This window comes from Pseudoduganella sp. (assembly GCF_041914865.1).
Lineage (GTDB): Bacteria > Pseudomonadota > Gammaproteobacteria > Burkholderiales > Burkholderiaceae_D > Rugamonas.
In genome coordinates this window covers 49,591-73,798 of the sequence record NZ_JAYSCO010000004.1, presented here as the reverse complement: position 1 = coordinate 73,798, position 24,208 = coordinate 49,591, and the positions used below count along the sequence as shown (strand labels likewise).

Sequence of the window (24,208 nt, the reverse complement as noted above, 5' to 3'; positions counted from 1 at the left end):
AGCCGATGTCGTCGTGATCGATTTTGTTTTCCATGACGCTTTCCAAGGGTGGGGGGAGTTAAAACTGCCCGCCATTCTAGGAAGCGAAAATGACAAGATTGTGACCACCAACGAATGTTTTCACGCCCCGCGCCAAACGCAAGCGGCAGCGCTCAGGCGCTTGCGCTGCCCAGCTCAGCCAGGATGGCGCGCAGCAGCGCCGCGCAGGCAGCGGGCGCCGCCTGCAGCAGGCAATGCGGCCCGTCGACGGCATGCAAGACCACCTGCGGATGCCAGCGCGCGATTTCCACCGCGCAGCGTGGCGGCACCAGGCGGTCGCGTTGCGCCTGCAGGTAATGGATCGGCACCGCGACCGCAGGCAGCGCCGCCGACACATCCACCGCCAGCACAGCCCGCACACGCTGCGCCAGCACCGCGCCCGTGACAGGCGCCAGGGCCCGCACCAGCAGGGCTCGCGCTTCCGCATCGCCAGCGCGCCCCAGCAGCAGCGGCGCCGCCAGCTGTGAGGCAGCCGGCTTCACCAGCGCGCCATGCACCAGCCACCCCAGGCGGCGCAAGGCCGGGCGCGGGTTGGCGGCAAAGGTGCAGCACAGCACCAGGCCAAGCAGGCCGGGCGGATGCTGCGCCGCAAGGGTAATCGCAATCGGCCCGGAGAACGATTCGCCCAGCAAGACATACGGCGCATCATCCGGCAAAGCCTGGCGCGCCAGTTGCACCAAGGCGTCGTAATTCAATACGCGGTCGTGCGGGTAGCTGAGCTGGATCACGCGCTGCCCTTCGCCCAGCGCCTTGATCAACGGCGCGAACAGCATCCCGCTGCCATCCATGCCGGGCAGCAGCACCAAGGCCGGTTTCAGGCGCGCCATTCCATTTTCTGGACCTGGATGTGGGGATGGCTTTCCAGCGCTTCCCAATGCGGCAGGAAGCGGAAGCCGCGCTTCTGGTAGAACGCCGCCGCGCGCGCATTGTCGGGCGAGACGTCGAGCACCACGCGCTGGTGGCCTTGTGCGACAGCGTGCGCCAGCATGGCCTCCACCAGCGCCGCCGCTGCGCCGCTGCCGCGCTGCTCCGGCCTGACCCACATTGCAATCAGGTTGTATTCCTGCACCGCACTGAGCACGCCGCCAACCATGCCGATTGCGGCGCCTGCGCTATCGAAGGCCAGCAGGTAGGTCGCAGGCCCGCGCCCGGCGGCACGGTCGCGCCATTGTTCATCGGCATTGGCGGCAGCGCTGGCGTGGCTGACGCCGAAGGCAGTCGGCGTGTCCTGCAGCGCCGACAGACGGAGTTCTTTGAGGAGCGGCCAGTCGGGTTCAGTGGTACGGCGGATCAGCATTATGTTCTGGCTTGTCGATGAACATCAATCGTACCAGTTAAAGTCGTCCTCCTCGACATCCGGGATCGGTGCGAATATCTCGTCCAACGACTTGCCATCAATTAAACGATCGAACCATGCATCGAATTCCACTGGTCCGGCCATGCCCAACTCCACTGCGTATGCCGCAGGGATTTCACCAAATCGCTTACGCAGTTGGCGCTCCAGCAATTTTTGCTTGGCGTTCTGTTCATACCCCCATGCAAACTGCTCGACAAATGTTGGAAAGAGCGGCATCCCGTTACGAATATTTGCCACATCGGCCTCCTCAATTTGTGCAATCTGTTTCCATTCCAATGTATGCCGACTATCTGCCGCTGGCAACCTGGTCTGCAGCCAAACCATGACCGTACGACGCAGTTCAATGCCACCCGCCTGCTGAAGCCACTGCTCAAAACGCTGGGCCAGCTCGATTGGCCACTCGTCCGGAACTACGTATGCCATTAGTGCTAGCGCGCCCAATAGATTGTCCAGACTGAAGTGAAATCGACGCGAAGCGCGGCGCAGATCAATTAAGACGTACCGCTGGGCAGCCTGGTAAATGTCGAGGCCAGCACGCGGTGGCATTATTAGCTCACGCAACTGCTCCTTAACTAGCCCCTTCCGAGCCCCTGTGTAGAGCACAACAGGCACCACCGGTGGCAGTTTTCCTCGAGTCGGGGTTTCATGGCGCTTTACCAAATCCTGGTACAAGAGTCCAAGATAAACCTGCATCCGCAAGGCCATCCACGGATCGGGAGAGGATTGAAATTCCAGCAGCACGTAGAGATAGAGCCAGTCGCCCTGCATCCGCAGCCGCCACACCATATCGCTGTGCCGTTGTTCCCCAGCATCGCCAACATAGCTTCCGTTGACGCGCTCCAAAGTATCAAACTCGAAGTCTGCTGACCATGCGGAAGGAAGAAAGCCTTGCAGCAGATCCTTAACGATCTCTGGATGTGCGAATAACGCGCGAAAAGCGCTGTCGTGGTTGGTACTCATGAACCGATTGCAGGCAGAGGGCAGCGCGCGGCCATTGCGCTGGCTCATGGTTTTGTGCGTGCGCGCACGGCGCGGGCGCCGCACTAACCGGAGACTGGTCGAAAAGGAGACCGCCATGCCCGAAGGCCCATCGATCGCCATCCTCGCCGAAGCCGTGCAAGGCTTCGCCGGCCGCACGATCAGTGCCGCCAGCGGCAATAGCAAGACGCTGCCTTTCGAGGAGCTGGTCGGCCAGCCCATCCTTTCGCTGCGCAGCTGGGGCAAACACTTCCTGGTCGAACTGCCGCTGTACACGCTGCGCATCCACTTTCTGATGTTCGGCAGCTACCGCATTGACGAGCGCAAGGATGGCGCGACGCCACGGTTGTCGCTGCAGTTTGAAGAAGGTGGCGAGCTGAATTTCTACACTTGCTCGATCAAGCTGGTCGAAGGCGAACTGGAACAGGCGTATGACTGGCGCGCCGATGTGATGTCCGACCACTGGAGTCCGCGCCTGGCGCTGAAAAAACTGCGGGAAAATCCCGAGCGCCTGGTATGCGATGTTTTACTCGACCAAAATATTTTTTCAGGCGTTGGCAATATTATCAAAAACGAAGTATTGTTTCGCTTGCACATTCATCCTCTCTCCACAGTAATTAAATTGCCGCAAGGAAAATTACGGGAATTGGTGAAACAAGCGCGCCAATACAGTTTTGAATTCAAAACCTGGAAACAGGCTTTTGTTTTGAAACAACATTGGCAAGTGCATAACCGCAGTGAATGCCCGCGCTGCCACATCAAGCTGCAGCGGGCCTACCTCGGCGTGACACAGCGCCGCACATTTTGGTGCGAAAGTTGCCAGAAGCGTTACGATAGTTCATTGGTGTTGTATAGAAATAGCCAAAGCAGTATTGCCTGTTGTTAATAGGAATAGGTCAGACTACAATCGGTCAGATGCGCCTAAACATTGCGCATCACCCAGGACTTTGTGTCACATTTGGAATTTGCCAATATGTCTTTCTTGTCTTCTGCTACGCCCAAACTCGCGCCGTGGAGAATCCTGCTGGTTGATGATGAACCCGATATTCACGACATCACCAAACTGACCCTGAGCCGATTCCGGCTCGAAGGCCGCGGCCTGACCTTCCTGCACGCCTATAGCGGAGCCGAAGCCAAAGAAGTGCTGGCGAAGGAAAAAGACATTGCCCTGGTGTTCCTCGACGTCGTGATGGAGAAGGAAGACTCCGGCCTGGAAGTGGCGCGCTGGATGCGCCAGGACCTGGACAACCAGTTCACCCGCATCGTGCTGCGCACCGGCCAGCCCGGCCAGGCGCCGGAAGAACGCGTGATCGTCAACTACGACATCAACGACTACAAAGAGAAGACTGAGCTCGACCGCACCAAGCTGTTCACCACCACCTTCGCCGCCCTGCGCGCCTACCGCGACATCATGAAGGTGGAAGAAGCGCGCCAGCAGCAATTGCACTACCGCGAAGGGCTGGAACGCGTGATTGCCGCCTCCGCCCACATCTTCCAGCAGCGCAACCTGAAAGACTTCGCCAGCGGCCTGCTGCAGCAAGTGGTCGCCCTGCTGCGCCTGGAGCAAAGCATGCTGGTGCGCCTGCGCGGCGCCACCGCCGTCAGCGGCGAGACCACCTACGAAGTCCTGGCCCAGATCGGCCAGGACGAAGGCAGCCTGCTGACGCCGGAACTGCTGGCGCAGCTGAAGGACGCCGAAAGCAACCGCATCTCGCGCATGGCCGGCGACACCTTTGTCGGCTACTTCCCGAACAGCAGTGGCAAGGCCTCGCTGCTGATCCTGAAAGGCGTGGACGAGATTTCCGAGATCGACCAGAAGCTGCTGCAGATTTTCTGCAGCGGCGTCGCGATTGCCTTCGACAACATCCTGCTCACGCAGGAAATTACCGACACCCAGGCCGAGCTGATCATGCGTTTAGGCGACGTGGTCGAATCGCGCTCCAACGAAGCGGGCAACCACGTGCGCCGCATGGCCGAATTCTGCCACCTGCTGGCCACGGCCGCCGGCATGCCGGAAGAAGAAACGGCCGTGCTCAAGCACGCCGCCCCGATGCACGACATTGGCAAGATCGCCACTCCCGACTCCGTGCTGCTCAAGCCAGGCAAGCTCGACCCGGCCGAATGGGAGATCATGAAGCAGCACCCGGCGGTTGGCCTGTCGATCCTGGACGGCTCGCAGCGCCCGATTCTGAAAGCCGCCGCCGTGATCGCCCACCAGCACCACGAAAAGTTCGACGGCAGCGGCTACCCGCAAGGCCTGAAAGGGCACGACATCCACGAATACGCCCGCATAGTCGCCGTCGCCGACGTATTCGACGCCCTGATGCACAAGCGCTGCTACAAAGACGCCTGGCCGGTCGAGCAAGTGGTCGGCCACATGCGCGAAGTCGCCGGCAAGCACCTCGACCCCCGCTTCGTCGAGCTACTGATCGACAACATGGACAAAGCCCTCGCCATCAACGAACGCTTCCCCGACTAAAAACCGGTGCCAAAACCGGTGCCAGGTCTGTCATTTGGACAGAGGCTGCGCACCTTTGAGAAAAATCAAAACGCGCCCATTGTGCACAATTGGCGCGTTTTCTTTTTGGGCGAAATCGCGCGTATTGAGATAGATCAAACGGACATGCTTGGTGTCCGAATGACAGACCTGGCACCGGTTCTAAAAAATGGGGACGTACTCCATTTTTTTATTTGCGCTGGTCGCGGGGGAAGCGGAGGTGGTAGTGCAGGCCCATGCCGGGGGAGCTGACCACTTTCACTGTGCCGCCCAGGGGGCCCGTCACCAGGTTGTACAGGATGTGCGCACCGAGGCCACTGCCGCCGCTGCCGCGCTTGGTGGTGAAGAAGGGGTCGAATAACTGCTGCAGCGTGGTCGAGTCCATGCCAATGCCGTCGTCGCTGTAGTCGAACAGGACGTGGTCGCCGTCGAGCTTGCCGCTGATGCGGATCGTGCCTTGCTGTCCTTCTTCAAAACCGTGCACCAGGGAGTTGACCACCATATTGGTGACGATCTGCGATACGGCGCCGGGGAAGCTTTCCAGGTGGATGTCGCTCGGGCAGTCGACATTCACGTCGATCGGCTTGCCTTTCAGCTTGGGCTGCAGGGACAGCAGCACTTCGTCCAGGTATTTGCGCAGGTTGAAGTGGCGGATGTTGTCGGAGCTCTGGTCGACCGCGACTTGCTTGAAGCTGCGTACCAGCGCGGCGGCGCGCTGGGTGTTGGTGGTCATGATCTTCAGCGATTGGTCGACCGTGTCGAAGAACTGGTTCAGGCCGTCTTCGTCGAGCACGCCTTCGGCCAGGTCGAGCTTGCACAGGCGCAGTTCTTCCACCAGGTGGCTGGTGGCGGTGACGCAGATGCCGAGCGGGGTGTTGATTTCGTGCGCGACGCCGGCTACCAGGCGGCCCAGTGAGGCCAGCTTTTCCTGGCGCACCAGCTCGCTCTGCGCGGCCTGCAGTTGCGTCAGGGCGGTGGCCAGGGCGCTGTTCTGCTCTTCCAGCTCGGCTTTGGCGCGGCGGATGGCGAGGTCGGCGCGCGTGCGGGCAATGGCGGCGGCGGTGTGGTTGGCAACAAAGGCCAGGATGTCCATCTCGGCCTGGGTGTAGATCACCGAGGCGTCGTAGCTTTGCACAATGATCACGCCCAGCGCTTGCTCGCCGACCAGCATCGGCACGCCAATCCAGCTGGCGATGCCCTGGTTGCCGAGCGGTTCGGCAATCTCGCCGCTGGCCATCAGGGCGGCGAACGTGGCGCCGTCGAGCAGCATGGGGACGCGTTTCTTGAGCACGAAGGAACTCATGCCGATGCCGTATTCGAAGCGTTTGACCGGCGCTTCCATGTCCTTTTCGTCGACAAAGTACGGGATCGAGATTTCGTCGCTCTTGGGGTGGTACAGGCCGACCAGGAAGTTGCGCGCGGTGATCAGGCTGCCAACAATCTCGTGCAGGCGGGCGTACAGCACCTTGGCGTCCGATTCGGCCGAGGCTGAGGCGGACAGGCTGGCAATTTCGTACAGCGCGCGCTGCAGGCGTTCGGCCTTGCTGCGCTCGGCCACTTCGCGCTCCAGCTCGAGCGTGCGCTGGCGCACGGCGCGCTCCAGGCGGTCCACGCTCTGCAGGCCCTGCAGGGCGCTGGAGACGTGGTTGGCGATCTGGGCGAACAGGGCCTGGTCTTCTTCGCTGTAGGTGTGTTCCTTGTCGTAGCTTTGGATCACCATGGCGCCCAGTGCTTCATGGTTCTGGTCCATCAGCGGGCAGCCGATCCAGTGCTCGGCCACGGTGCCGATGCCGAACACGTCGTTCTCGTCGCGCGCGCGCTGTTCGTCGCCGGTCATCACCAGGCGCTGCTTGTTGAGGATGACCCAGGCGGTGGGCGACTGGTCGGGCGAGGCCAGCTGCAGCAGTTCGTCCTTGTAGGGGTGGTCGTCCACTTCGTCGACGAAGTAGACGAAACGCACGGCATTGCCGGGGGCGTCGCGCTCGCTCAGGGCGACGTAGAAATTGGCGGCGTACATGATGCGGCCCAGGGCCGCGTGCACGGATTGCAGGAAGACAGTGATATCGGTGCAGCTGTTGGACAGCTGGCCAATCTCGAGCAGGATTTCCTGGACGGCCTCCAGGCGGCGCAGACGGCTTTCCATCTTTTTCCCAAGGTTTACATGCGTCTGGGCAATATATCAGCTGGGGCGCGGCCTCGCCAGCGGAAAAAACAAAGCCCGCGTCGGGCGCGGGCTGTACGTGTCAATGCAGGGACATTGCCGGCCGCCGGGGCGGCAGGATCGGCGGGCCCAGCGGCGTGATGCGCGGGTCGATCGCCGGTTCCGGCGTCTGGTATTTGAAGGGATTGATGATAATCGGTGGAATTGTCGGGGGTGCGGAGGGCGGGCCTTTGGGGCCGCCGCCGGAGCATTCCCTTGCGCTACGCTGGCGCGGTTCGCTATCGTTTTCCAGGAGCAACGATTGGCTCCCGTCTCTTACTAGCCAAGCCATATTCCCCTCCATCTCAGAGATCGGATATTCAGTATAGACAAAGGGTCAATGAATTCAAGGCAATCAGCCCATCTATTCCATTCATCACGCCAAAACCACCGTTCGTCGCAATCCGGTGGCCGGGCCGGGCCGGCAAGCCTACAGTGAAGCCATGTTCAACGCCAAGAGGCCCATCATGAAAAAGGTACTTGCCCTCACCCTGCTCCTGTTCTTCTGCGGTATGGTTGCCGCCTGGTTCGTCATTGATGCCAACGACGTGCTGGTGACGGTGGGCGATGAAGATTTCGATGGGCCGCTGGGCGCCCTGATCGGCACCGTGGTGGCCGGCGGCGTGTTCGCCATCCTGGCGGTGGTGATGACGCTGGTGGCGGTCATCATGGGCTTCGTCATGGCCGGCGTCGGCGTGCTGGTGGTACTGTGCCTGGCCTTCGCGGCGGTGGTGAGCATTGCGGCCGTGTCGCCGCTGTTCCTGCCGGTGCTGATCCCCTTCGCCATCTACTGGTGGCTGAAGCGCCGCGACAGCCGCAAGGCTGCCGCGGCCGGCCGCCCTGCCCTGGAACATTCGCCGGCCTGAGCCATCCCCGTCGGGTGCTAAAATGAAATTTTGCCAAATCGACAAAATTCCATATGCGCCCGACTCTTCCCCTGCTGTTGTCCCTGGCCTTCGCGGCCCCTGCCTACGCTGACAAGCTTGACGACGCCATCCTGGCGGAAATGAAACGCAGCCATATTCCCGGCGTGTCGATCGCCGTGGTCAAGGATGGCAAGATCATCCGCGAACAGGGTTATGGCTATGCCGACCTGGAGCACAAGGTCAAGGTCACGCCCGACACCATCTTCCAGTCCGGTTCGATCGGCAAGACCTTTACCGCGGCGCTGGTGATGCTGCTGGCGCAGGACGGCAAGCTGTCGCTGGACGACCCGCTGTCCAAACACCTGGCCAATACACCGAAAGCATGGGAGGGCATCACCATCCGCCACCTGCTGACGCACACTTCGGGCCTGGGCGACCCGTATGCGAAACTGGACCTGACCCGCAATTACAGCGACGAGGAGCTGATCGCGCTGGAGGCCGACATCCCGCTGCTGTTCGCGCCCGGTGAAAAATGGTCGTATTCGAATATGGGCTACCACCTGCTTGGCTTCATCTGCAACAAGGCCGGCGGCAAGTTCTACGGCGACCAGCTGCGCGAACGCATCTTTGCCCCGCTCGGCATGGGTACGCGCATCATCAGCGAGGCCGACATCATCCCGCACCGCGCGCGCGGCTATGAGCGCAAGGGCGGCCAGCTGGTCAACCAGTCGTGGGTGGCGCCGCGCCTGAACACCACGGCGGACGGCAGCCTGTACCTGACGGCGCGCGACCTGGCCAAGTGGGACCTGGCGCTGTACGGCGACCGGGTCCTGCCGGCCAGCGTGCGCGCGGCCAGCTGGACACCGGCCAAACTGAACGACGGCAGCGCGACCGAGTACGGCTACGGCTGGCAACTGTTCCAGCGCAACGGCCACCGCACCATCGGCCATGGCGGCGCATGGCAAGGCTTCCGCTCGCAGCTGTACCGCTTTGTGGACGACCGGCTGTCGGTGGTGGTGCTGGCCAATTCGGCCACGGCGCGGCCTGGCAAGCTGGGCGACATCGTGGCGGCGCATTACCTGCCGGCGCTGGCGCCGCAAGCCAGGCCGGCCATCGCGGAGACCGAACCGGCGGTGGCCGCGCGCGTGCGCGCCATCTTCGCCCAGCTGGCCAGCGGCCAGCTGCCGGATGGCCTGAGCGAAAAGGTGGCGGCGAACCTGTCGCCGGAATTCATCGAGATGGTGGCCGGCGACCTGCGCGACATGGGTGCGCTGCGCAAGGTGGAGCCGCTGGCGCGCAGCAGCGACGGCGAACTGCGCAAGTACAGCTACCGCCTGACCTATGCCGCCGGCGTGATGCAGGTGGACCTGGGCCTGGGCAAGGCCGACCAGGTCGACCAGCTGCGCATGCGGCCCGACTGACTAGCCTTCCACCCGGTTGCGGCCGGCGCGCTTGGCGCGGTACAGCGCGTGGTCGGCGCGTACCAGGGCCGCATCGCCGCTGCGGTCGGCCGGCGCCATGCCGGCGATGCCGATGCTGACGGTGATGGCGATGCTGCTGCCGTTGTGCTGCAGGGGCGTGTCGGCAATGCGCTGGCGCAGGCGTTCGGCGAAGGCGCGCGCCGCCTCCATGTCGGCGCCCGGCAGCAGGATGGCAAACTCCTCGCCGCCGACGCGGCCCAGCATGTCGATCTTGCGCTGCGAGTCGCGCATCAGGCCGGCCAGGTGGCGCAGCACGGCGTCGCCCCAGTCGTGGCCGTGGGCGTCGTTGATATTCTTGAAGTGGTCGATATCGAGCATCAGCACGGCGGCGCGGCCGCCGACGTCGCGCTGCAGGCGCGCCTGCTCGCTCTCCAGGCGCGCCATGAACTCGCGCCGGTTTGGCAGGCCGGTCAGGAAATCGGTCGTGGCCAGCTGCACCAGTTCATCGTTCAGGCGCTTGCGTTCGGTGATGTCGAGGGTGGAGACGATCACGAAGTCGAGTGCGTGCTCATGGCCCGGCATCACCAGCAGCGTCATCTCGTTTTGCCGCTCGACCCCGTCCAGGCGCAGGAAGCTGGCCTCGCCCTGGAACAGGTGCTGGCCCTGCTGCAGCGCCAGCAGCGCTTGCGCAAAGCGTTCCTGCGCCGCCGGGGCAAAGATCTGCGCCAGGCTGAGCCGGCCCGTTTGCTTGCAGGCCGGGTCGGCGCCGACCTGCGCCAGGGCGGCGGCATTGACGTCGGTGATGCGCACCAGGCCGGCCAGGCGCTGCAGCTGGCTGGGATTGTTCTGCAGCCACGTGGCGATATCGTCCACGCCCGACTCGGCCAGCTCCTGCAGGGCGCGCCGCGCGGCTGACCAGTCCTGCTGCCACAGCGCCACCGGCGCATGGTCGTACAGGCTGCGGAAGCGCGCCTCGCCCACGCGCAGCGCTTCCGCCGCGCGCGCCTGCTCGATGGCGATGCCGGCCAGGCTGGCCGCCTGGTCGATCAGCGCCAGGTGCGCCACGCTGGGGCGCTGCGCTTCGCGGTGGTAGATGGCGAAGGCGCCCAGCACCTTGCCATTGGCGCCGCGCACCGGCTCCGACCAGCAGGCGCCCAGGCCGGCGCGCGCCGCCAGTTCGCGGTATGGCAGCCAGAGCGGGTCGGTGCGGATGTCGTCCACGATGACGCGGCTGTTGCTGCTGACCGCCTTGCCGCAGGAGCCGTTGCCGTAGCCGACCGGCTGGTTGTGGATGGCGTCGTTGAAGAAGGCGGGCAGGCTGGGGGCGGCCGCCACCAGCAGATGCCGGCCCTCGTCGTCCAGCAGCATCACGCTGCACATCATGCCGGGGTTGGCCGCTTCCAGGCCGCGCAGCAGGCTGTCCAGCACCTGCTGCTGCGGCGCGCCGGCGGCCAGCAGCTCCAGCACCTGGTGGCGCGCTTCCTCGCGCCGCGCGTTCAAGGTGCGTTCGGTGATGTCGCGGAAGGACCAGATGCGGGCCGGCTCGCTGCCCAGGCGCAGCGGGCGCGTGGTCACTTCCAGCACGCGGCCATCGCGCATCTGCAGCTGGCTGTGGCATTCATCGTCGTCCAGCTCGTGGCAGGCGCTGGCCTGCATGAAGAGCTCGGGCCGCTCCAGCTGGGCGGCCATGTGGCCGAACAGAATGGCGCCATCGTTCTGCCAGTCCAGCTGCTCCGGCACATTCCACACCTGGCGGAAGCGGCGGTTCGAATTCAGCACGGTGCCGCGGTAGTTGTCGACCAGGATGCCGTCCACCGTGGAGTCGAGGATGCTGCGCAGCACCGCCTGGCTGCCCTGCGCGTGTTCGGCCATGGCCAGCAGGGTTTCCTGCCCTTCGCGCAGCTCGTCGGCCATGCGGTCGCTGTGCCACAGCGCGCGGCGCAGGCGCTGGCGGCTCTCGGCCAGCACATAGGCCAGCAGCGCCAGCAAGGCGCTGAGCAGCGTGCCGCCGAGGGCGATCGCGCGCGGCGTGTCGGACAGCACGCCGCCGGCCTTGGGCAAGGCGCTCACCTGCAGCGTCCAGCGCCGGCCGGCCAGGCTCAGGCGCTTGATGGCGCGCTGCGCGGCCGGCGCGGCCGCCTGCGGCGAGCTGTCGAACATCAGGCTCAGGCCGTTCATGCCGTCGCCGTCATAGATTTCCACGTCCAGGCCGTGCAAGGCGTCGTGACCCAGGGCCGCCATCACGTCGCCCATGCGGAACGGCGCATAGACCCAGCCTTTGAGCGCGGCGCGCCGCTGCGCCAGCGTGTAGCGGCCCACACCGTTCTGGTAGATCGGCAGCGCCACGATGAAGCCGGCCTGCACCGGGTCGGCGGTTTCCTGTTTCAGCAGCAGCTTGCCGGTCATGCTGGGCAGGCCGGAATCGCGCGCCTGCTCGAAGGCGGCGCGCCGGGTCGGCTCGGACAGGCCGTCATAGCCGAAGGCGTGCAGGTTGTTGCCGGTGAACGGTTCCAGGTAGACCACCGGCCCGTACTGGCTGCGCTGCCCGGGCGGCGTCACCTGGTAATCGGGAAAGCCCTCGGCCTGCAGCGTTGCCACGTGCGCGGCCAGCTGCGGGCCGGGCACATAGCGCATATAGCCGACGCCATGCATGCCGGGAAAGTTCTGCGCCAGCTCGAGGCGCTCGATGTAAGTGCGGAATTCCTCGCGGTCGACGTAATCGGAGCTGGCGAACAGCCCTTGCACGCCGTACAAGACCTGGACATAGGCCTGCATGCGCACGGCAACATTGTTGACCAGCTCACGGGCGCGGTACTCGAAGTCGGCATTGGCATCGCGCTCGGCATCGCGCCGGGCGCCCCACCACACGGTGGCGGTGGCGCTCAGGCAGACAGCCGCCACCAGCCCCGCCAGCAGGCGCGGACGGAGCAGGCGTTGCAGGAGCGGGGGTGCAGGCGACCTTTCCATACCTGCATCTTAGTTTATTTACGGCAAATTATCGACCAAGAGTCGCCTGGAACAGACGGTAGCCGCGTGCGCGCAGGTCGCAGGCCGGGCAGGTGCCGCAGCCATAGCCCCAGTCGTGCAATGCGCCGCGTTCGCCCTTGTAGCAGGTATGGGTGTCGGCGCGGATCACGTCCACCAGCCGCTCCCCGCCCAGTTGCTGGGCCAGCTGCCAGGTTTGCGCCTTGTCCAGCCACATGAGCGGGGTTTCCAGCTTGGTGCGGGTATCCATGCCCAGGTTGAGCGCCACCTGCAGCGCCTTCATGGTGTCGTCGCGGCAGTCGGGGTAGCCGGAGAAGTCGGTCTCGCACATGCCGCCCACCAGCACGTTCAGGCCGCGGCGGTAGGCCACGGTGGCGGCCACGGTCATGAACAGCAGGTTGCGGCCGGGGACGAAGGTGTTCGGCAGGCCGTTTTCCTGCATCACGATCTCGATGTCCTCGGTCATGGCCGTTTGCGAGATCTGCGAGATCAGGCCCAGGTCGACCATGTGGTCCTCGCCCAGGCGCGCGGCCCACTCCGGCTTCACGCTGCGCAGCTGCTCGCGCACCAGCGGGCGCTGGGCCAGTTCGATGGCATGGCGCTGGCCGTAATCGAAGCCGATGGTTTCAACGCGCGCGTAGCGCTCCAGGGCCCAGGCCAGGCAGGTTGTCGAGTCCTGTCCGCCGCTGAACAGGACCAGTGCGGCGTCGGTAGTCAGCATCGCTTCATCTTCCTTTTGGTTTCTTCTGGTTCTTTTGAAAATCTTAGGGGTACGCCATCAAGGCTGCCAATCCGGTAACATTCGGTTTCGACATCCAGATCACAGACCACGAATTTTGGCACAAACCGGCATAAAAGTAATGAAGGCCCTTGCCCTGGGCTGCGCGGGCCTGCTGCTGCCCCTGTTGGCGGCTGCCCAGGGCTGGGAGTACCGGGTGCGCATCGACGCGCCGCGCGAGCTGGAGTCGCTCCTGGAAGACAACCTGGACCTGGTGCGCTTCCGCAGCAACCCGCGCATGGACCGCGACCAGCTGCAGCGCATGCTGCGCGCGGCGCCGGAGCAGGTCAAGACGCTGGTGGCGACGGCCGGCTACTACACGCCGGCGGTGAATATCCGCCTGGACGAAAGCGGCACGCCGACCGTGACGGTGCAGGTGCAGCCGGGCGAGCCGGTGCTGGTGGGCGAGGTGGCGATCGAGCTGGTGGGCTTCGAATCCACGCCGGCGGCGCCGTTCGACCAGCAGGCGCTGAAGGCGGGCTGGGGCCTGCCGGCCGGCGCCGTGTTCCGCCAGGATGAATGGGAAAAGGCCAAGCGCGACATCCTGCGCGCGGTGGTGCAGACGCGCTATCCGCGCGCGCAGATGACGGCCAGCGAAGCGGTGGTCGACCCGGAAACGCGGCGCGCCCTGCTGCACGTGACGCTCGATAGCGGGCCGGAGATGCGCTTCGGCGAGCTGAAAGTGGAAGGCTTGCGGCGCTACCCGGAGTCGGTGGTGCGCAACCTGAACCCGGTCAAGCCGGGCGACTACTACAGCGAAGCGGCGCTGCAGGCCTTCCAGGGCAAGCTGCAGGAGACCGGCTACTTCGCCAACGTGGAAGTGAGCGCCGACCTGTCGGCCGTGCTGGACGAGCAGATCGCGGCGGCCGAAGACAAGGCCGGCGGCGTGCCGCAGCCGAGCACCATGCCGCCCTTGCCGCTGCTGGTGCGGGTGGTGGAGAACAAGCGCAAGAATGCCAGCGTGGGCGTGGGCTTCAGCACCAACACCGGCGCGCGCGCGTCCGGCACCTACGACGACCTGAACGTATTCGGCCTGAAAATGAAAAGCGCGCTGACGCTGGAAACCAAGCGCCAGTCGGCGCGCAGCGACTTCTACTTCCCGACCACGGCGGACGGCTACAACGACAGCTTCGGCGCGGCGGTCGAGCGCAAGGATATCGAAGGCGAGATCACGCGCACCGCCTCGGTCGCGGCCAAGCGCGCCTGGGGCACGCCGCTGCTGGAACGCAGCATATCGATCGAATACCTGAACGAGAGCAAGACGGTGAACCGGGTCGCGACCAGCCACAGCCAGTCGCTGCCGATCACCTATGCCGCCACCTGGCGCAAGGTGGACAACCTGGTGTTCCCGACCAAGGGCTATGTGCTGAACGCCACGCTGGGCGGGGCGCTGCTGCCGGTGCTGACGGACGAGAAATTCATCCGCGCCACGGCGCGCGGCATCACCTACCGCCCGCTCGGCACCAAGGCCACCGTGATCCTGCGCGCGGAAATCGGCGCGCTGGCCTCGGCCAGCCAGTCCGGCGTGCCGACCACCTACCTGTTCCGCGCCGGCGGCGACAACTCGGTGCGCGGCTACGCCTACCAGGAGCTGGGCGTGCAGCAGGGCGATGCCACCGTGGGCGGGCGCTATCTGCTGACCGGCAGCGCCGAGTACCAGTACTGGTTCAAGCCGACCTGGGGCGCCGCCGTGTTCTATGACGCGGGCAATGCCGGCAACTCGTTCAGCGGCCTGGCGCCCAAATCCGGCTACGGCGTCGGCGCGCGCTACAAGAGTCCCGTCGGGCCGATCAATGTCGACGTCGCGTATGGCCACGCCATCCGCAAGGCGCGCCTGCACTTCTCGCTGGGGTTCACGTTCTGATGGAGACGCCACGCACTCCGCCTGCCGCGCCGGCCGACGCCCCCGCCGCGCCGCCGCGCCGTACCTGGCTGCGCCGCACGCTGATAGGCGGCGGCGTGACGCTCGCCGTGCTGGGCGGCGCGGCCTGGCTGCTGGGGCGCGAAACCACGCTGCAGCAGATCCTGGCCCAGGTGGCGCGCGCCAGCGGCGGGCAGATCACCATTACCGGCGTCAGCGGCTCGCTGTACGGCCGCATGCACATCGGCCGCCTGGTGTACCGCGACGCATCGAGCCTGCTGACCGCCGAGCGCATCGACATCAACTGGTCGCCGCTGCAATACTTCAGCGAAGGGGTGGCGATCAGCGAGCTGCATATCGCCCGCGTCGAGTCGCGCGCCACCGGACCATCCGAGCCGGCCCGCATGCCGGCCAGCATCGCCCCGCCCTTCCGCCTGAGCATCGCCGATGGCCGGGTCGCCGCGCTGGCGATTGTCGGCCTTGACGGCAGCCGCACCGACCTGCACGCCATCAAGCTGCAGCTGCAAGGCGATGGCCAGCGCTGGCAGCTGAAAGACGCCAGCGCCGAGACGCCGATCGGCGCCATCGCCGCCAGCGCCGACATTTCCACCGCCCGGCCCTACAAGCTAAACGCCACCGCCGCGCTGGCGCCCATGCCGCCGGCCGCCCCCGCGCCAGCCGCGCCAGCCGCGCACACCGGCGCCACCCCGGCCGCCAGCAGCGGCCAGGCGGCGACCGCTGGCGCGCGCACCGCGCTGGACGCAGGCGCCATCCAGCGCAGCGCCACCCGGCTGGAACTGGTGGCCAGCGGCGACCTGGCGCAATTGAAACTGGACGTCAAAGGCAAGTCCAGCTACGCCAACGGCGACGGCGCCCTGGTACTGGCGCCGTTCGACCCCATCCCCTTGCGCAACATCCGCCTGCAGGCGCGCGGCGTCGACCCGGCCCGCTTCGACCCCGCCTGGCCGCACGCAGCGCTCGACCTGGCGCTGGACGCCGCCATTGCCGGCGACAAGCTGTCCGGCCAGCTGGCCGTAGCGAACCGCAGCGCCGCCGGCCCGCTCGACCAGCAAAAGCTGCCGCTGCACCGCGCCGCCGCGCGCCTGGGCGGAACGCTCAACAACGCCAGCCTGGACGGCATCACGCTCGACCTCGGCCCGGCCGGCAAATTCACCGGCAGCGGCGCCCTGCGCCGCCTGCCCAAGGACGGCGCCATCGACCACGCCAGCCTGCGCCTGCACACCGACCGCCTCGACCTGCGCGGCCTGCACGGCAGCGCCGCCAGCACCAGCATCGCCGGCGACATCAGCGCCGACAGCAGCGGCCAGCAGCACACCCTGCGCGCCGCGCTCGGCGAAGGCAAGCTGCGCCTGGACGCCCACGCCACGCTGAAAGACTTGCTGCTCACCGTGCACCAGGCACGCCTGCAAGCCGGCACCGGCAGCGTCAGCGCCACGGCCCAGGCCAGCCTGAAAGACGACAAAGCCTTCAAGGCCAACGCGAAAGTGCAGCGCTTCGACCCGGCAGTACTGGGCGACTTCCCCGCCGCCGAGCTGAATGCCGAACTGCAGGCCAGCGGCAAGCTGGCGCCGCACTGGCGCGCCCAGGTCGAAGCGACCGTGCAGCCCAGCAAACTGCTCGGCCAGGCGCTGTCCGGCAGCATCAAGCTGGCAGCCGACCCGCAGCACTTGCACGATATCGACGCCCGCCTCGCCTTCGCCCGCAACAGCGCCAGCGCACGCGGCGCCTTCGGCGGCCTGCAAGACAAGCTGGAATGGCAGCTCGACGCCGCCCAGCTGGCCGCGCTCAACCCGCAGCTGCAAGGCAGCGCCAGCGCCAGCGGCACACTGAGTGGCGGCTACGGCGCGCCGCGCACCAGTTTCAATGCCGAAGCGCGCGGCCTGGCCTACCAGCCGGCGCGCCCCGCCACAGCCGGCACGCGCCCCGCCAGCAGCGCGCCGGCCAGCGCCCGCGCGCGCAGCGCCCTGCCCGCCCCGCCCGCCGCCGGCGACAGCATCGTACGCGCCAGCGGCGAAGCCGCGCTGTCGGGCACGCGCGAAATCAAACTGGCCGGCAGCGCCAGCCGCCTCAATCCCGCCCACTTCGGCGCGGCGGTGGCCGGCAATGTCAATGCCGACTTCAGCGCCACCGTGCGCGCCAGCGCCGACTGGCTGGCGCAGGCCGACCTGCGGCTGCAAACCTCCACGCTCGGCAACGCCGCCCTCGGCGGTCACGCCCGCTTCGCCGCCAGCCCCGGCCGCGTGCAGGACAGCGACATCGACCTGCGCCTCGGCCCCAACCAGCTGCAAGCCAAGGGCGCCTTCGGCAAGCCGCAGGACCGCCTCGACTGGAAACTCGACGCCCCGCAACTGGCGGTGCTCGGCCAAGGCTGGTCCGGCAACCTGCGCGCCAGCGGCTACGCCAGCAGCGGCGCCAGCCCAGCCGCCAGCGGCGCGGCCGGCGCCCGGCCCACGCTCGGCCTCACGCTGGACGGCGCCCACCTGCGCCTGCCGGGCCAGCGCGAAATCGCCGCCATCAAGGGCAGCGCCACCATCGGCACCGCCTTGCAGCCGGACGACCCGCTGCAAGCCGACCTGACGGTCACCGGCTTCAACGCGCCCGGCCTGCTGCTCGACCGCCTGCGCCTGCAAGCCAGCGGCAACGCCGGCAGCCACACCATCCAGCTGGCCGCCGCCAATCCCGACTTCGACGCCAGCACCCGCCTGCGCGGCAGCTTCGCGCCGGACAGCTGGAACGGCAGCATCGACGCCCTGCAGAACAAGGGCCGCTTCGCCCTCACCCTGCAAGCGCCCGCCACGCTGCGCCTGGCCGCCCGCCCCGGCCAAGGCATCGCTGGCCTGGCCAGCCCGGAACAGCTAGCGCTGGGCAGCGCCACGGTCGCCATGCCGGAAGGCAGCCTGCGCATCGACACCCTGGAAAAGAACGGCCTGCGCTGGCGCAGCAAAGGCAGCGCCAGCGGCGTCAACGCCAGCTACCTGGCCCAGCTCTCGGACACCTGGCGCAGCAACGTCGCCAGCACCATGACGCTGGGCGCCGACTGGTCGCTCGAGCTGGCCGCCCCGGCCAGCAAAGGCGCCGCCCCGGCACTGGATGGCGCGCTGCACCTGTTCCGCGAAAAAGGCGACATCACCATCACCGGCGGCGAACGCCCGGCCCCGCTCGGCCTGCGCCTGCTCGACGCGCGCGTCACCGTGGCCGGCGACCAGCTGCGCACCCAGCTCGAACTGGCCGGCGACCGCGCCGGCAACGCCCGCCTGGAAGCCAGCGCCCAGCTGCGCGACGGCCGCATCCCGGCCGACAGCCCGCTCACCTTCGGCGCCAGCGCCAGCCTGCCCTCCATCGCCTGGCTCTCGCCCCTGCTCGGCGTACAAGGCATGCAGCTCGATGGCGCCCTGCGCGCCAGCGCCGCCGGCCGCGGCACCATCGCCAACCCGCTGCTGGACGGCGAAGTGGTGGGCGAAGGCCTGGTCATCAACTGGGCCGAACAAGGCATCCGCCTGCGCAACGGCGCGCTGCTGGCCAAAGTCGCCGGCGACCAGCTGCAGCTGCAGAAACTGCGCTTCGACGGCGCCGACGGCAATGTGCAGGCCGGCGGCTGGCTGCGCCTGGCCAACGGCGAAATGTCGATGGACCTCAAGCTCGCAGCCGACCGCCTGGAAGTGTTCAACCGCCCCGACCGCACCCTGGTCGTCAGCGGCAACAGCACCCTGGTGCGCGACGCCAAACGCTTCGAACTCGATGGCAAGTTCAAGGCCCACCGCGCCAGCATCGAACTGCCCGCGCTCGACACCCCGACCATCAGCGACGACGTGGTGATCCTCGGCCGCGACAAGCCGAAAGCGCCCGCCGCCAGCGGCCAGCCGCTCAACATCGACCTGGAAGCCGACCTGGGCGACGACTTCACCCTGCGCGGCAAAGGCCTGGACGCCCAGCTGGCCGGCACCGTGCGCGTGCGCATGACCGAACGGCGCGCCCCGCGCGTCAACGGCAGCATCCACGTCACCAGCGGCACCTACGCCGCCTACGGCCAGCGCCTGGCGATCGAACGCGGCGTACTGAATTTCACCGGCGCCTACGACAACCCCGGCCTGAATATCCGCGCCGTGCGCAAACGCCCGGAAGGCGACGAACTGAACGAACACAATGTGGAAGCCGGCGTCGAAGTGCGCGGCACCGCGCTGGCGCCGGTGGCCAAGCTGGTGTCCACGCCCTCGGTGCCGGACAGCGAAAAGCTGGCCTGGCTGGTACTGGGCCACGGCACCGCCGACATGGCCGGCAATGAAATGGGCCTGCTCGGCACCGCCGCCGGCGCCCTGCTCGGCGGCACGGGCGGCCCCAGCCTGGCCAACCGCGTCGGGCTCGACGAGCTGGGCGTCAGCCAGGCCAAAGGCCTGGAAAGCACGGTGGTCACGGTGGGCAAGAAGCTGTCCTCGCGCGCCTACCTCAGCTTTGAGCAAGGCGCCGGCACCGCCACCAGCCTGGTCAAGCTGCGCTACAAGATCAACTCACGCGTCTCGCTGCAGCTGCAGACCGGCACCAACAATGCGCTGGACGTGCTTTACAGCTGGGCTTTCGACTGACCAGGCGGCGCCAGTTCCGGATTATGGTCCGGCACCGGCTCGTCCTGCGGGACAGGGTTATGCGGGCTATGCGGATGCACCGGCGCCGGGTGCGGCTGGGACTCATCGACCGGCACTGGCAGGTCGGGGGCGCGGTGGGCGTGGATGCGGTGTTTTTCCATGGCTGGAACTCCCGAAAACGAGATCACGGACGCCTATTTTACGCCTGCGGTTAAAATCCTTCTTTTTCACGAATCGCACGTACCGATGCAACTGACCGTCACCACTGTCGTCCTGCTGATCCTCGTCCCCGTCCTGGTGTGGCGCATCTACTCGCGCCTGAAGATGGCCTTCCAGCGCCAGGAATCGGTAGCCTGGCGCCACTGGGTCGGCGCCGCCGGCATACCGGTGCTGCTGCTGGCCGCCGCCCAATCGATGCTGGGCAACCTGCCCGCGCTGTCGATGATGGCCGGCGGCGTGCTGGCCGGCGCCTGGCTGGCCTTCTTCGCGCTCAAGAAGACACGCTTCGAAAACACCGGCCTCAAGCTCTATTTCACGCCGCCGAGCCGCACCGCCGTCCTGGTCTGCATGCTGTTTGCCGCGCGCGCGCTGCAGATTGGCGTCGAGTTCTACATCAACCGCCAATCCGAGCGCCCCCAGCTCATCAATTCCACTGAAGTGATGCAGCACCCGCTGACGGTGGTCCCCTTCGGCCTGATGCTCGGCTACCTCGCCGCCTACTCCATCGGCCTGCTGCGCTGGCGCCACAGCCAAATTCGGGGTCAGGTCTGACAATCGGACACCCACCGCACACCTTTGATTTTTCTCAAACCGCCCGCTTTGGCCGATGGTCAGCGCGGGCGGTTTGTTTATGGTGAGCATGCTTTGATAAAAATCAAAAGTGCGTGCTCTGTGTCCGATTGTCAGACCTGACCCCGACTTTTTGTTACAGAAAAACAACAGTTTGTCATAGTGCTGTCATTCTGGTGGTGCTGGCATAGTGTAGTAAATGATGTCATTTCCTTAAATGTCGTGTATTCTGGATTACCGGAAAATGATTGCCATGAGGAAACATTCTTATGACGACCTATAACAAGACTGACAAAGGACGCGAGGAGATCGCGGCACGTACCTTTGGCCTGCCTTCGCGTATGCGTACCCTGCTGGTGATGATCGATGGCCGCCATCCAATGGAGGAGCTGTTGCCGAAAGTGACGGGGCTGGGACTCGATGCCAGCGCCGTGGCGGAGCTGTTGGCGCAGGGCTTTATCGAGGAGGGCGAGGCTTTGCCACCACCACCCGTGCTGCCAACCGAGCAGGAACTGGCGGCGCAGTATGCGCAGGCGCGCGCTTTCTATGAGCGCACCATCGAGCCGACCCTGGGCTCGCGCGGCCAGGTGCTGCACGCCAAGCTGGAGGCGGCGCAGACGCTGGAGGATTTGAAGGCCATGCGCATCACCTTCTTTGAAATGGTGAACCGTATCCGCGGCCGGCCGGTGGCGCTGGCCTTGAAGAAGGAATTGGACGCCATCCTGGGCGCGCCGACGCGCGAGGCCGCCTGATTTTTTGATCCAGGTCATTCCCGGCGCTGCCGGGCTTTCCCATACTGTTTGCAAGTTATTGGGAGAAAGTCATGACCATCATTACCAACGTCGGCACGGTGGACCGTGCCTTGCGCATCGCGGTCGGCCTGGGCCTGATCGTGGCTACCCTGCTGGGCCTGGTCGGCCCCTGGGGCTGGATCGGCGTGGTGCCGCTCCTGACGGGGGCGATCAAGTTCTGTCCCTTGTATCGCCTCGCCAGGATCCGCACCGACGAGCACTGATCAGGCTGCTGCGGCCTGGCGCCGCTGCAGCACGAAGATCGGCTGCGCCCACTGGGTGTCCTTTTTCTTCTTGCTCGTGATGAGCGTGAGGTCGGACGGGTCGTAGACGTCGGTGTTGTGGGTCAGCGGCGTCGTCATCAGGTACTGGGCGTCGGTGTTCTTCAGGAATTCGCCGACCAGCTGGATGTTGCGGATGTCCAGGTGGGCGAACGGTTCGTCGATGAACACGAAGCCGCCCGAGCCGTCTTCCGACTTCAGCAGGCCGATCAGCAGCACCAGCGACTTCATCACCTGCTGGCCGCCCGACGCTTCGCCGTCGTTCAGGCCGATGGCGCCCTTGCCGTCGAACTTGAAGCGTACCTGCAGGCCAGCCTGCGCCAGCAGCAGGTCGTCGTTCTCCAGCTTGACCGGCTCCACGTGCACGTCGATGTTGGCCAGCGCGCCCAGTTCCTTGATGTTCGCGGAGTAGGTCTTGATGGTGTAGCGCAGGCGCTCGATGTAGGCGCCGCGCGCGTTGGCGGTGGCTTCGATCGCGCGGTTGTTCTGGTAGCGGCGTTCTTCGGTTTCGCTCTTGCGGTTCGACAGCTGCTCGTTCAGGCGCGCGTACTGGTCGATCACGGTGGCGTCCAGTTCCCAGTCGTCGCGCGCCAGCTGCGATTGCAGGCTGGCGATGCGCAGGTCGACCTGGTGCGCGTTCTGGTGCTGCTGCACCAGGGCCAGGCGGCGTGCCGGACGGCGCCAGGCGCCGGGCAGGTGGCGCCATTGGCGGCGCAGCGCCAGCATGGCGCGTGCGTGGTCGGAGCGCTGTTCCATCTGGCGCTTGAAGTTCAGGCGCAGGCCGGCTTCCGCTTCGGACAGGGCCATGCGCGCGCTTTGCCATGCGGTGTCGGCCTTGGTGCGCGCCACGGTGGCGTTCTTCATCAGGCCTTGCAGTTCGCCCAGGCGCGAGCCCACTTCCAGGCGTTCGGCGCGCAGCGGCACGGCGGAGCGCGCGGCTTCGTCGAATTCCTCGGTGCGGGCGCTCAGTTCCTTCACGGCGTCGACGCCGGCCAGGCGCGCCTTCAGCGCGGAGGTTTCCGAGGCCAGTTTGGAGATCTGCAGGGTGTACTTGTCCTCTTCGGCTTCCAGCGCCGGCAGGTTCTTCTGGATCGCGTCCATGCGCGAAGTCTTGCCGGCGGAGCCGAAGCGGTAGCGCGAGGCTTCCACGAACAGCGAGCGGCCACCGCGGCGTTCCTTGTGGTAGGCCTCGGGCGTGATCCATTCTTCGATGTTGCCCAGCTTGGCGCCCTCTTCCACCGATTCCACGCGCGTGATGCGCGACAGCTGGTCGATCAGCCATTCCGGCGCTAGGCCGCTGAACTTGACCACCGACAGCAGGCTTTGGTTCTTCGGCTCGTGCGCCTTGACGCAGTCGTTGACGATGAAGTGGCGGTAGCGTTCCTTCTCGGCCAGGCGGTAGGCGGCGGAGGCGTCGGACGAGCGCTCCAGCAACACCACCGAGGCGTAGCCGCCCAGCACACCTTCCACCGCGCCCTGCCATTTCGGGTCGGTCACTTCGACGATGTCGGACAGCATGGCGTGCGGGATGCCGGCGTCGTTCAGCGCGCGCCGCATGGCGCGCACATTGTCCGGCTCCGGCATGGCGCTCTTGCCCTGCAGGGCGTTGATGGTGGCCTTGTCCTGCGCGATGCGGTTGGAGACGGCGTCGCGCTGGGCGCGCAGCTTAAGCAGCGCGGTTTCTTTTTCTTCCAGCTGGGCGGCGGCATCGGCCACGTCGGCGCCCGATTCGGCGGCCAGCTTCTGCAGGCGCGCTTTCTGTTCGGCCAGCGATTCGAGCGGCTTCAGTTTGCCGTTGATCTGGTTCAGGCGCGAGGTCAGCGCGGTCTGCTCCTGCTCCAGCAGGGTTTCCTGCTGCTGTGCGTCCTGCAGCGCCTTGGCCTGCTTGGCCACTTCATTGCGCTTGTCGGCCAGCAGCTGGTCGGCTTGCGCCAGCGGCTTGCGCGCTTCGCGCAGCTGCTTGCTGATGTTGGCGGCTTTCTCGCGCGCCTCGTGGTATTCCAGCGATGGCAGCACTTCTTCCTGCAGGTTGCGGCGTTCCTTGTGCAGCGTTTCCCACTGGTGGTAGTTGGCCACGCGCAGGCGCAGGCCTTCCAGGTTGGTCTTGGAGCCTTCCAGTTCTGCCTCGAAGCGCTTCAGCTCTTCTTCGGTATCGCGCTGGTGGCGCTTGGCTTCGTCGTAGGCGTCCAGCACTTCCTTGTCGCCGAACACCTGGAACACCAGGTCCAGCAGCTGGCGCGGCGCGTATTCGCACAGCTTGTCGGTCTCGCCCTGCTCCAGCGCCAGCACTTTCGACATGGCTTGCGACAGGCCGGCATTGGCCAGGCGCTTGCGGTAGTTCTCCACGCCGAGCCAGTCGTTGGCTTCGGTGACTTCTTCGATGTCGACATTACCGGGGCGCATCAGGTACTGGCGCTTCCAGTCGCCGCCGTTCTTCTGCACCTGGCAGAACAGGGTCACTTCGTCTTCGGCGAAGAAGCCGCTGCTGCGGAACGGGCGGTTGGACAGCTGCTTGCCCTGCGGGCGGTTGTCGACCACGGCGCGCAGCCAGGCGGTCTGCTGGCCGCTGTGGCGCGCGTAGTGCTTGTAGGTGCGGCCCATCGAGCAATCGAGGCCGAACAGGGTGCGCAGCGCGTCCAGCAAGGTGGTCTTGCCGGAGCCGTTCTGGCCTGCGATGGTGATGATCTTCGCATCCAGCGGAATGTTCTTGATGCGCTGCCAATAGTCCCAGTGGACCAGCTCAAGGGATTTAATTTGGAACATC

17 protein-coding genes are annotated in these 24,208 nt (G+C 65.9%); 9 read left to right on the top strand and 8 right to left on the bottom strand.

The genetic code is table 11. From position 1 onward, the window contains the following. Positions 1–152: 152 nt before the first annotated feature. From ACE3TQ_RS03105 to ACE3TQ_RS03095, 3 genes are read right to left on the bottom strand one after another with little or no spacing between them, the layout of a single operon-like run. Positions 153–866 (bottom strand): alpha/beta fold hydrolase, encoded by a 714-nt coding sequence (locus tag ACE3TQ_RS03105; RefSeq protein ID WP_374580467.1) that lies wholly within the window; start codon positions 864–866, stop codon positions 153–155. Then, positions 854–1,336, bottom strand: coding sequence for an N-acetyltransferase family protein (locus ACE3TQ_RS03100; protein WP_374580466.1), 483 nt, complete (start codon positions 1,334–1,336; stop codon positions 854–856). Before ACE3TQ_RS03100 ends, ACE3TQ_RS03105 begins: the two co-directional genes overlap by 13 nt. A gap of 24 nt (positions 1,337–1,360) precedes the next feature. Beyond that, a complete protein-coding gene (locus ACE3TQ_RS03095; RefSeq protein ID WP_374580465.1) occupies positions 1,361–2,356 on the bottom strand; it encodes an Rpn family recombination-promoting nuclease/putative transposase in 996 nt (331 codons plus the stop codon). Between ACE3TQ_RS03095 and ACE3TQ_RS03090 the strand changes: the two genes are divergently transcribed. Both ACE3TQ_RS03090 and ACE3TQ_RS03085 read left to right on the top strand, forming a co-directional pair. Then, positions 2,355–3,260: a DNA-formamidopyrimidine glycosylase family protein gene (locus ACE3TQ_RS03090; RefSeq protein ID WP_374580464.1), complete on the top strand. Its 906-nt coding sequence runs from the start codon at positions 2,355–2,357 to the stop codon at positions 3,258–3,260. The genes ACE3TQ_RS03095 and ACE3TQ_RS03090 overlap by 2 nt on opposite strands. An 87-nt stretch (positions 3,261–3,347) precedes the next feature. Beyond that, a complete protein-coding gene (locus tag ACE3TQ_RS03085) occupies positions 3,348–4,853 on the top strand; it encodes an HD domain-containing phosphohydrolase (RefSeq protein WP_374580463.1) in 1,506 nt (501 codons plus the stop codon). A gap of 208 nt (positions 4,854–5,061) precedes the next feature. On the opposite strand, the gene ACE3TQ_RS03080 is transcribed toward ACE3TQ_RS03085, so the two are convergent. Next, positions 5,062–7,014 (bottom strand): GAF domain-containing protein, encoded by a 1,953-nt coding sequence (locus ACE3TQ_RS03080; RefSeq protein WP_374580462.1) that lies wholly within the window; start codon positions 7,012–7,014, stop codon positions 5,062–5,064. 524 nt (positions 7,015–7,538) lie between these two features. On the opposite strand from ACE3TQ_RS03080, the gene ACE3TQ_RS03075 reads away from it, so the two are divergent. After that, positions 7,539–7,937 (top strand): hypothetical protein, encoded by a 399-nt coding sequence (locus tag ACE3TQ_RS03075; RefSeq protein WP_374580461.1) that lies wholly within the window; start codon positions 7,539–7,541, stop codon positions 7,935–7,937. Between the two features lie 53 nt (positions 7,938–7,990). Next, positions 7,991–9,358 (top strand): serine hydrolase domain-containing protein, encoded by a 1,368-nt coding sequence (locus ACE3TQ_RS03070; protein ID WP_374580460.1) that lies wholly within the window; start codon positions 7,991–7,993, stop codon positions 9,356–9,358. Here the strand turns inward: ACE3TQ_RS03070 and ACE3TQ_RS03065 are convergent, their stop codons facing one another. Continuing rightward, on the bottom strand, positions 9,359–12,325 hold the full coding sequence (locus ACE3TQ_RS03065) for a CHASE domain-containing protein (RefSeq protein WP_374580459.1): 2,967 nt from the start codon (positions 12,323–12,325) through the stop codon (positions 9,359–9,361). A gap of 28 nt (positions 12,326–12,353) precedes the next feature. Next, a complete protein-coding gene (gene queC, locus ACE3TQ_RS03060; protein ID WP_374580458.1) occupies positions 12,354–13,064 on the bottom strand; it encodes a 7-cyano-7-deazaguanine synthase QueC in 711 nt (236 codons plus the stop codon). Positions 13,065–13,203: 139 nt separating this feature from the next. On the opposite strand from queC, the gene ACE3TQ_RS03055 reads away from it, so the two are divergent. Both ACE3TQ_RS03055 and ACE3TQ_RS03050 read left to right on the top strand, forming a co-directional pair. Continuing rightward, a complete protein-coding gene (locus ACE3TQ_RS03055) occupies positions 13,204–14,985 on the top strand; it encodes an autotransporter assembly complex family protein (protein WP_374580457.1) in 1,782 nt (593 codons plus the stop codon). Continuing rightward, complete coding sequence (locus ACE3TQ_RS03050) at positions 14,985–19,583, top strand: translocation/assembly module TamB domain-containing protein (RefSeq protein WP_374580456.1); 4,599 nt, start codon at positions 14,985–14,987, stop codon at positions 19,581–19,583. Before ACE3TQ_RS03055 ends, ACE3TQ_RS03050 begins: the two co-directional genes overlap by 1 nt. Here ACE3TQ_RS03050 and ACE3TQ_RS03045 read toward each other — a convergent pair. Then, positions 19,562–19,744, bottom strand: coding sequence for a hypothetical protein (locus ACE3TQ_RS03045; protein ID WP_374580455.1), 183 nt, complete (start codon positions 19,742–19,744; stop codon positions 19,562–19,564). The genes ACE3TQ_RS03050 and ACE3TQ_RS03045 overlap by 22 nt on opposite strands. Positions 19,745–19,829: 85 nt before the next feature. On the opposite strand from ACE3TQ_RS03045, the gene ACE3TQ_RS03040 reads away from it, so the two are divergent. The 3 genes from ACE3TQ_RS03040 to ACE3TQ_RS03030 all read left to right on the top strand — a co-directional run bounded on the left by ACE3TQ_RS03040 (position 19,830) and on the right by ACE3TQ_RS03030 (position 21,387). Continuing rightward, the gene (locus ACE3TQ_RS03040) at positions 19,830–20,354 is read left to right on the top strand and encodes a hypothetical protein (protein WP_374580454.1); all 525 of its coding nucleotides are present in this window, start codon (positions 19,830–19,832) and stop codon (positions 20,352–20,354) included. A gap of 287 nt (positions 20,355–20,641) precedes the next feature. Next, the gene (locus ACE3TQ_RS03035) at positions 20,642–21,124 is read left to right on the top strand and encodes a hypothetical protein (RefSeq protein WP_374580453.1); all 483 of its coding nucleotides are present in this window, start codon (positions 20,642–20,644) and stop codon (positions 21,122–21,124) included. A gap of 71 nt (positions 21,125–21,195) precedes the next feature. After that, positions 21,196–21,387 carry a DUF2892 domain-containing protein gene (locus tag ACE3TQ_RS03030; RefSeq protein WP_374580452.1) on the top strand — a complete coding sequence of 64 codons (192 nt, stop codon included), beginning with the start codon at positions 21,196–21,198 and terminating at the stop codon, positions 21,385–21,387. On the opposite strand, the gene ACE3TQ_RS03025 is transcribed toward ACE3TQ_RS03030, so the two are convergent. After that, positions 21,388–24,207 (bottom strand): ATP-binding protein, encoded by a 2,820-nt coding sequence (locus ACE3TQ_RS03025; RefSeq protein ID WP_374580451.1) that lies wholly within the window; start codon positions 24,205–24,207, stop codon positions 21,388–21,390. Between the last annotated feature and the right edge of the window lies 1 nt (position 24,208).

Bases quoted from the DNA above. Each gene is read 5' to 3' on its own strand.
- ACE3TQ_RS03085 (WP_374580463.1), top strand. From the start codon at position 3,348: ATGTCTTTCTTGTCTTCTGCTACGCCCAAACTCGCGCCGTGGAGAATC.
- ACE3TQ_RS03095 (WP_374580465.1), bottom strand. From the start codon at position 2,356: ATGAGTACCAACCACGACAGCGCTTTTCGCGCGTTATTCGCACATCCA.
- ACE3TQ_RS03080 (WP_374580462.1), bottom strand. From the start codon at position 7,014: ATGGAAAGCCGTCTGCGCCGCCTGGAGGCCGTCCAGGAAATCCTGCTC.
- ACE3TQ_RS03035 (WP_374580453.1), top strand. From the start codon at position 20,642: ATGACGACCTATAACAAGACTGACAAAGGACGCGAGGAGATCGCGGCA.
- ACE3TQ_RS03075 (WP_374580461.1), top strand. From the start codon at position 7,539: ATGAAAAAGGTACTTGCCCTCACCCTGCTCCTGTTCTTCTGCGGTATG.
- ACE3TQ_RS03090 (WP_374580464.1), top strand. From the start codon at position 2,355: ATGAACCGATTGCAGGCAGAGGGCAGCGCGCGGCCATTGCGCTGGCTC.
- ACE3TQ_RS03040 (WP_374580454.1), top strand. From the start codon at position 19,830: ATGCAACTGACCGTCACCACTGTCGTCCTGCTGATCCTCGTCCCCGTC.
- ACE3TQ_RS03050 (WP_374580456.1), top strand. From the start codon at position 14,985: ATGGAGACGCCACGCACTCCGCCTGCCGCGCCGGCCGACGCCCCCGCC.
- ACE3TQ_RS03025 (WP_374580451.1), bottom strand. From the start codon at position 24,207: ATGTTCCAAATTAAATCCCTTGAGCTGGTCCACTGGGACTATTGGCAG.
- ACE3TQ_RS03055 (WP_374580457.1), top strand. From the start codon at position 13,204: ATGAAGGCCCTTGCCCTGGGCTGCGCGGGCCTGCTGCTGCCCCTGTTG.
- ACE3TQ_RS03100 (WP_374580466.1), bottom strand. From the start codon at position 1,336: ATGCTGATCCGCCGTACCACTGAACCCGACTGGCCGCTCCTCAAAGAA.
- ACE3TQ_RS03105 (WP_374580467.1), bottom strand. From the start codon at position 866: ATGGCGCGCCTGAAACCGGCCTTGGTGCTGCTGCCCGGCATGGATGGC.
- ACE3TQ_RS03045 (WP_374580455.1), bottom strand. From the start codon at position 19,744: ATGGAAAAACACCGCATCCACGCCCACCGCGCCCCCGACCTGCCAGTG.
- ACE3TQ_RS03030 (WP_374580452.1), top strand. From the start codon at position 21,196: ATGACCATCATTACCAACGTCGGCACGGTGGACCGTGCCTTGCGCATC.
- queC (WP_374580458.1), bottom strand. From the start codon at position 13,064: ATGCTGACTACCGACGCCGCACTGGTCCTGTTCAGCGGCGGACAGGAC.
- ACE3TQ_RS03070 (WP_374580460.1), top strand. From the start codon at position 7,991: ATGCGCCCGACTCTTCCCCTGCTGTTGTCCCTGGCCTTCGCGGCCCCT.
- ACE3TQ_RS03065 (WP_374580459.1), bottom strand. From the start codon at position 12,325: ATGGAAAGGTCGCCTGCACCCCCGCTCCTGCAACGCCTGCTCCGTCCG.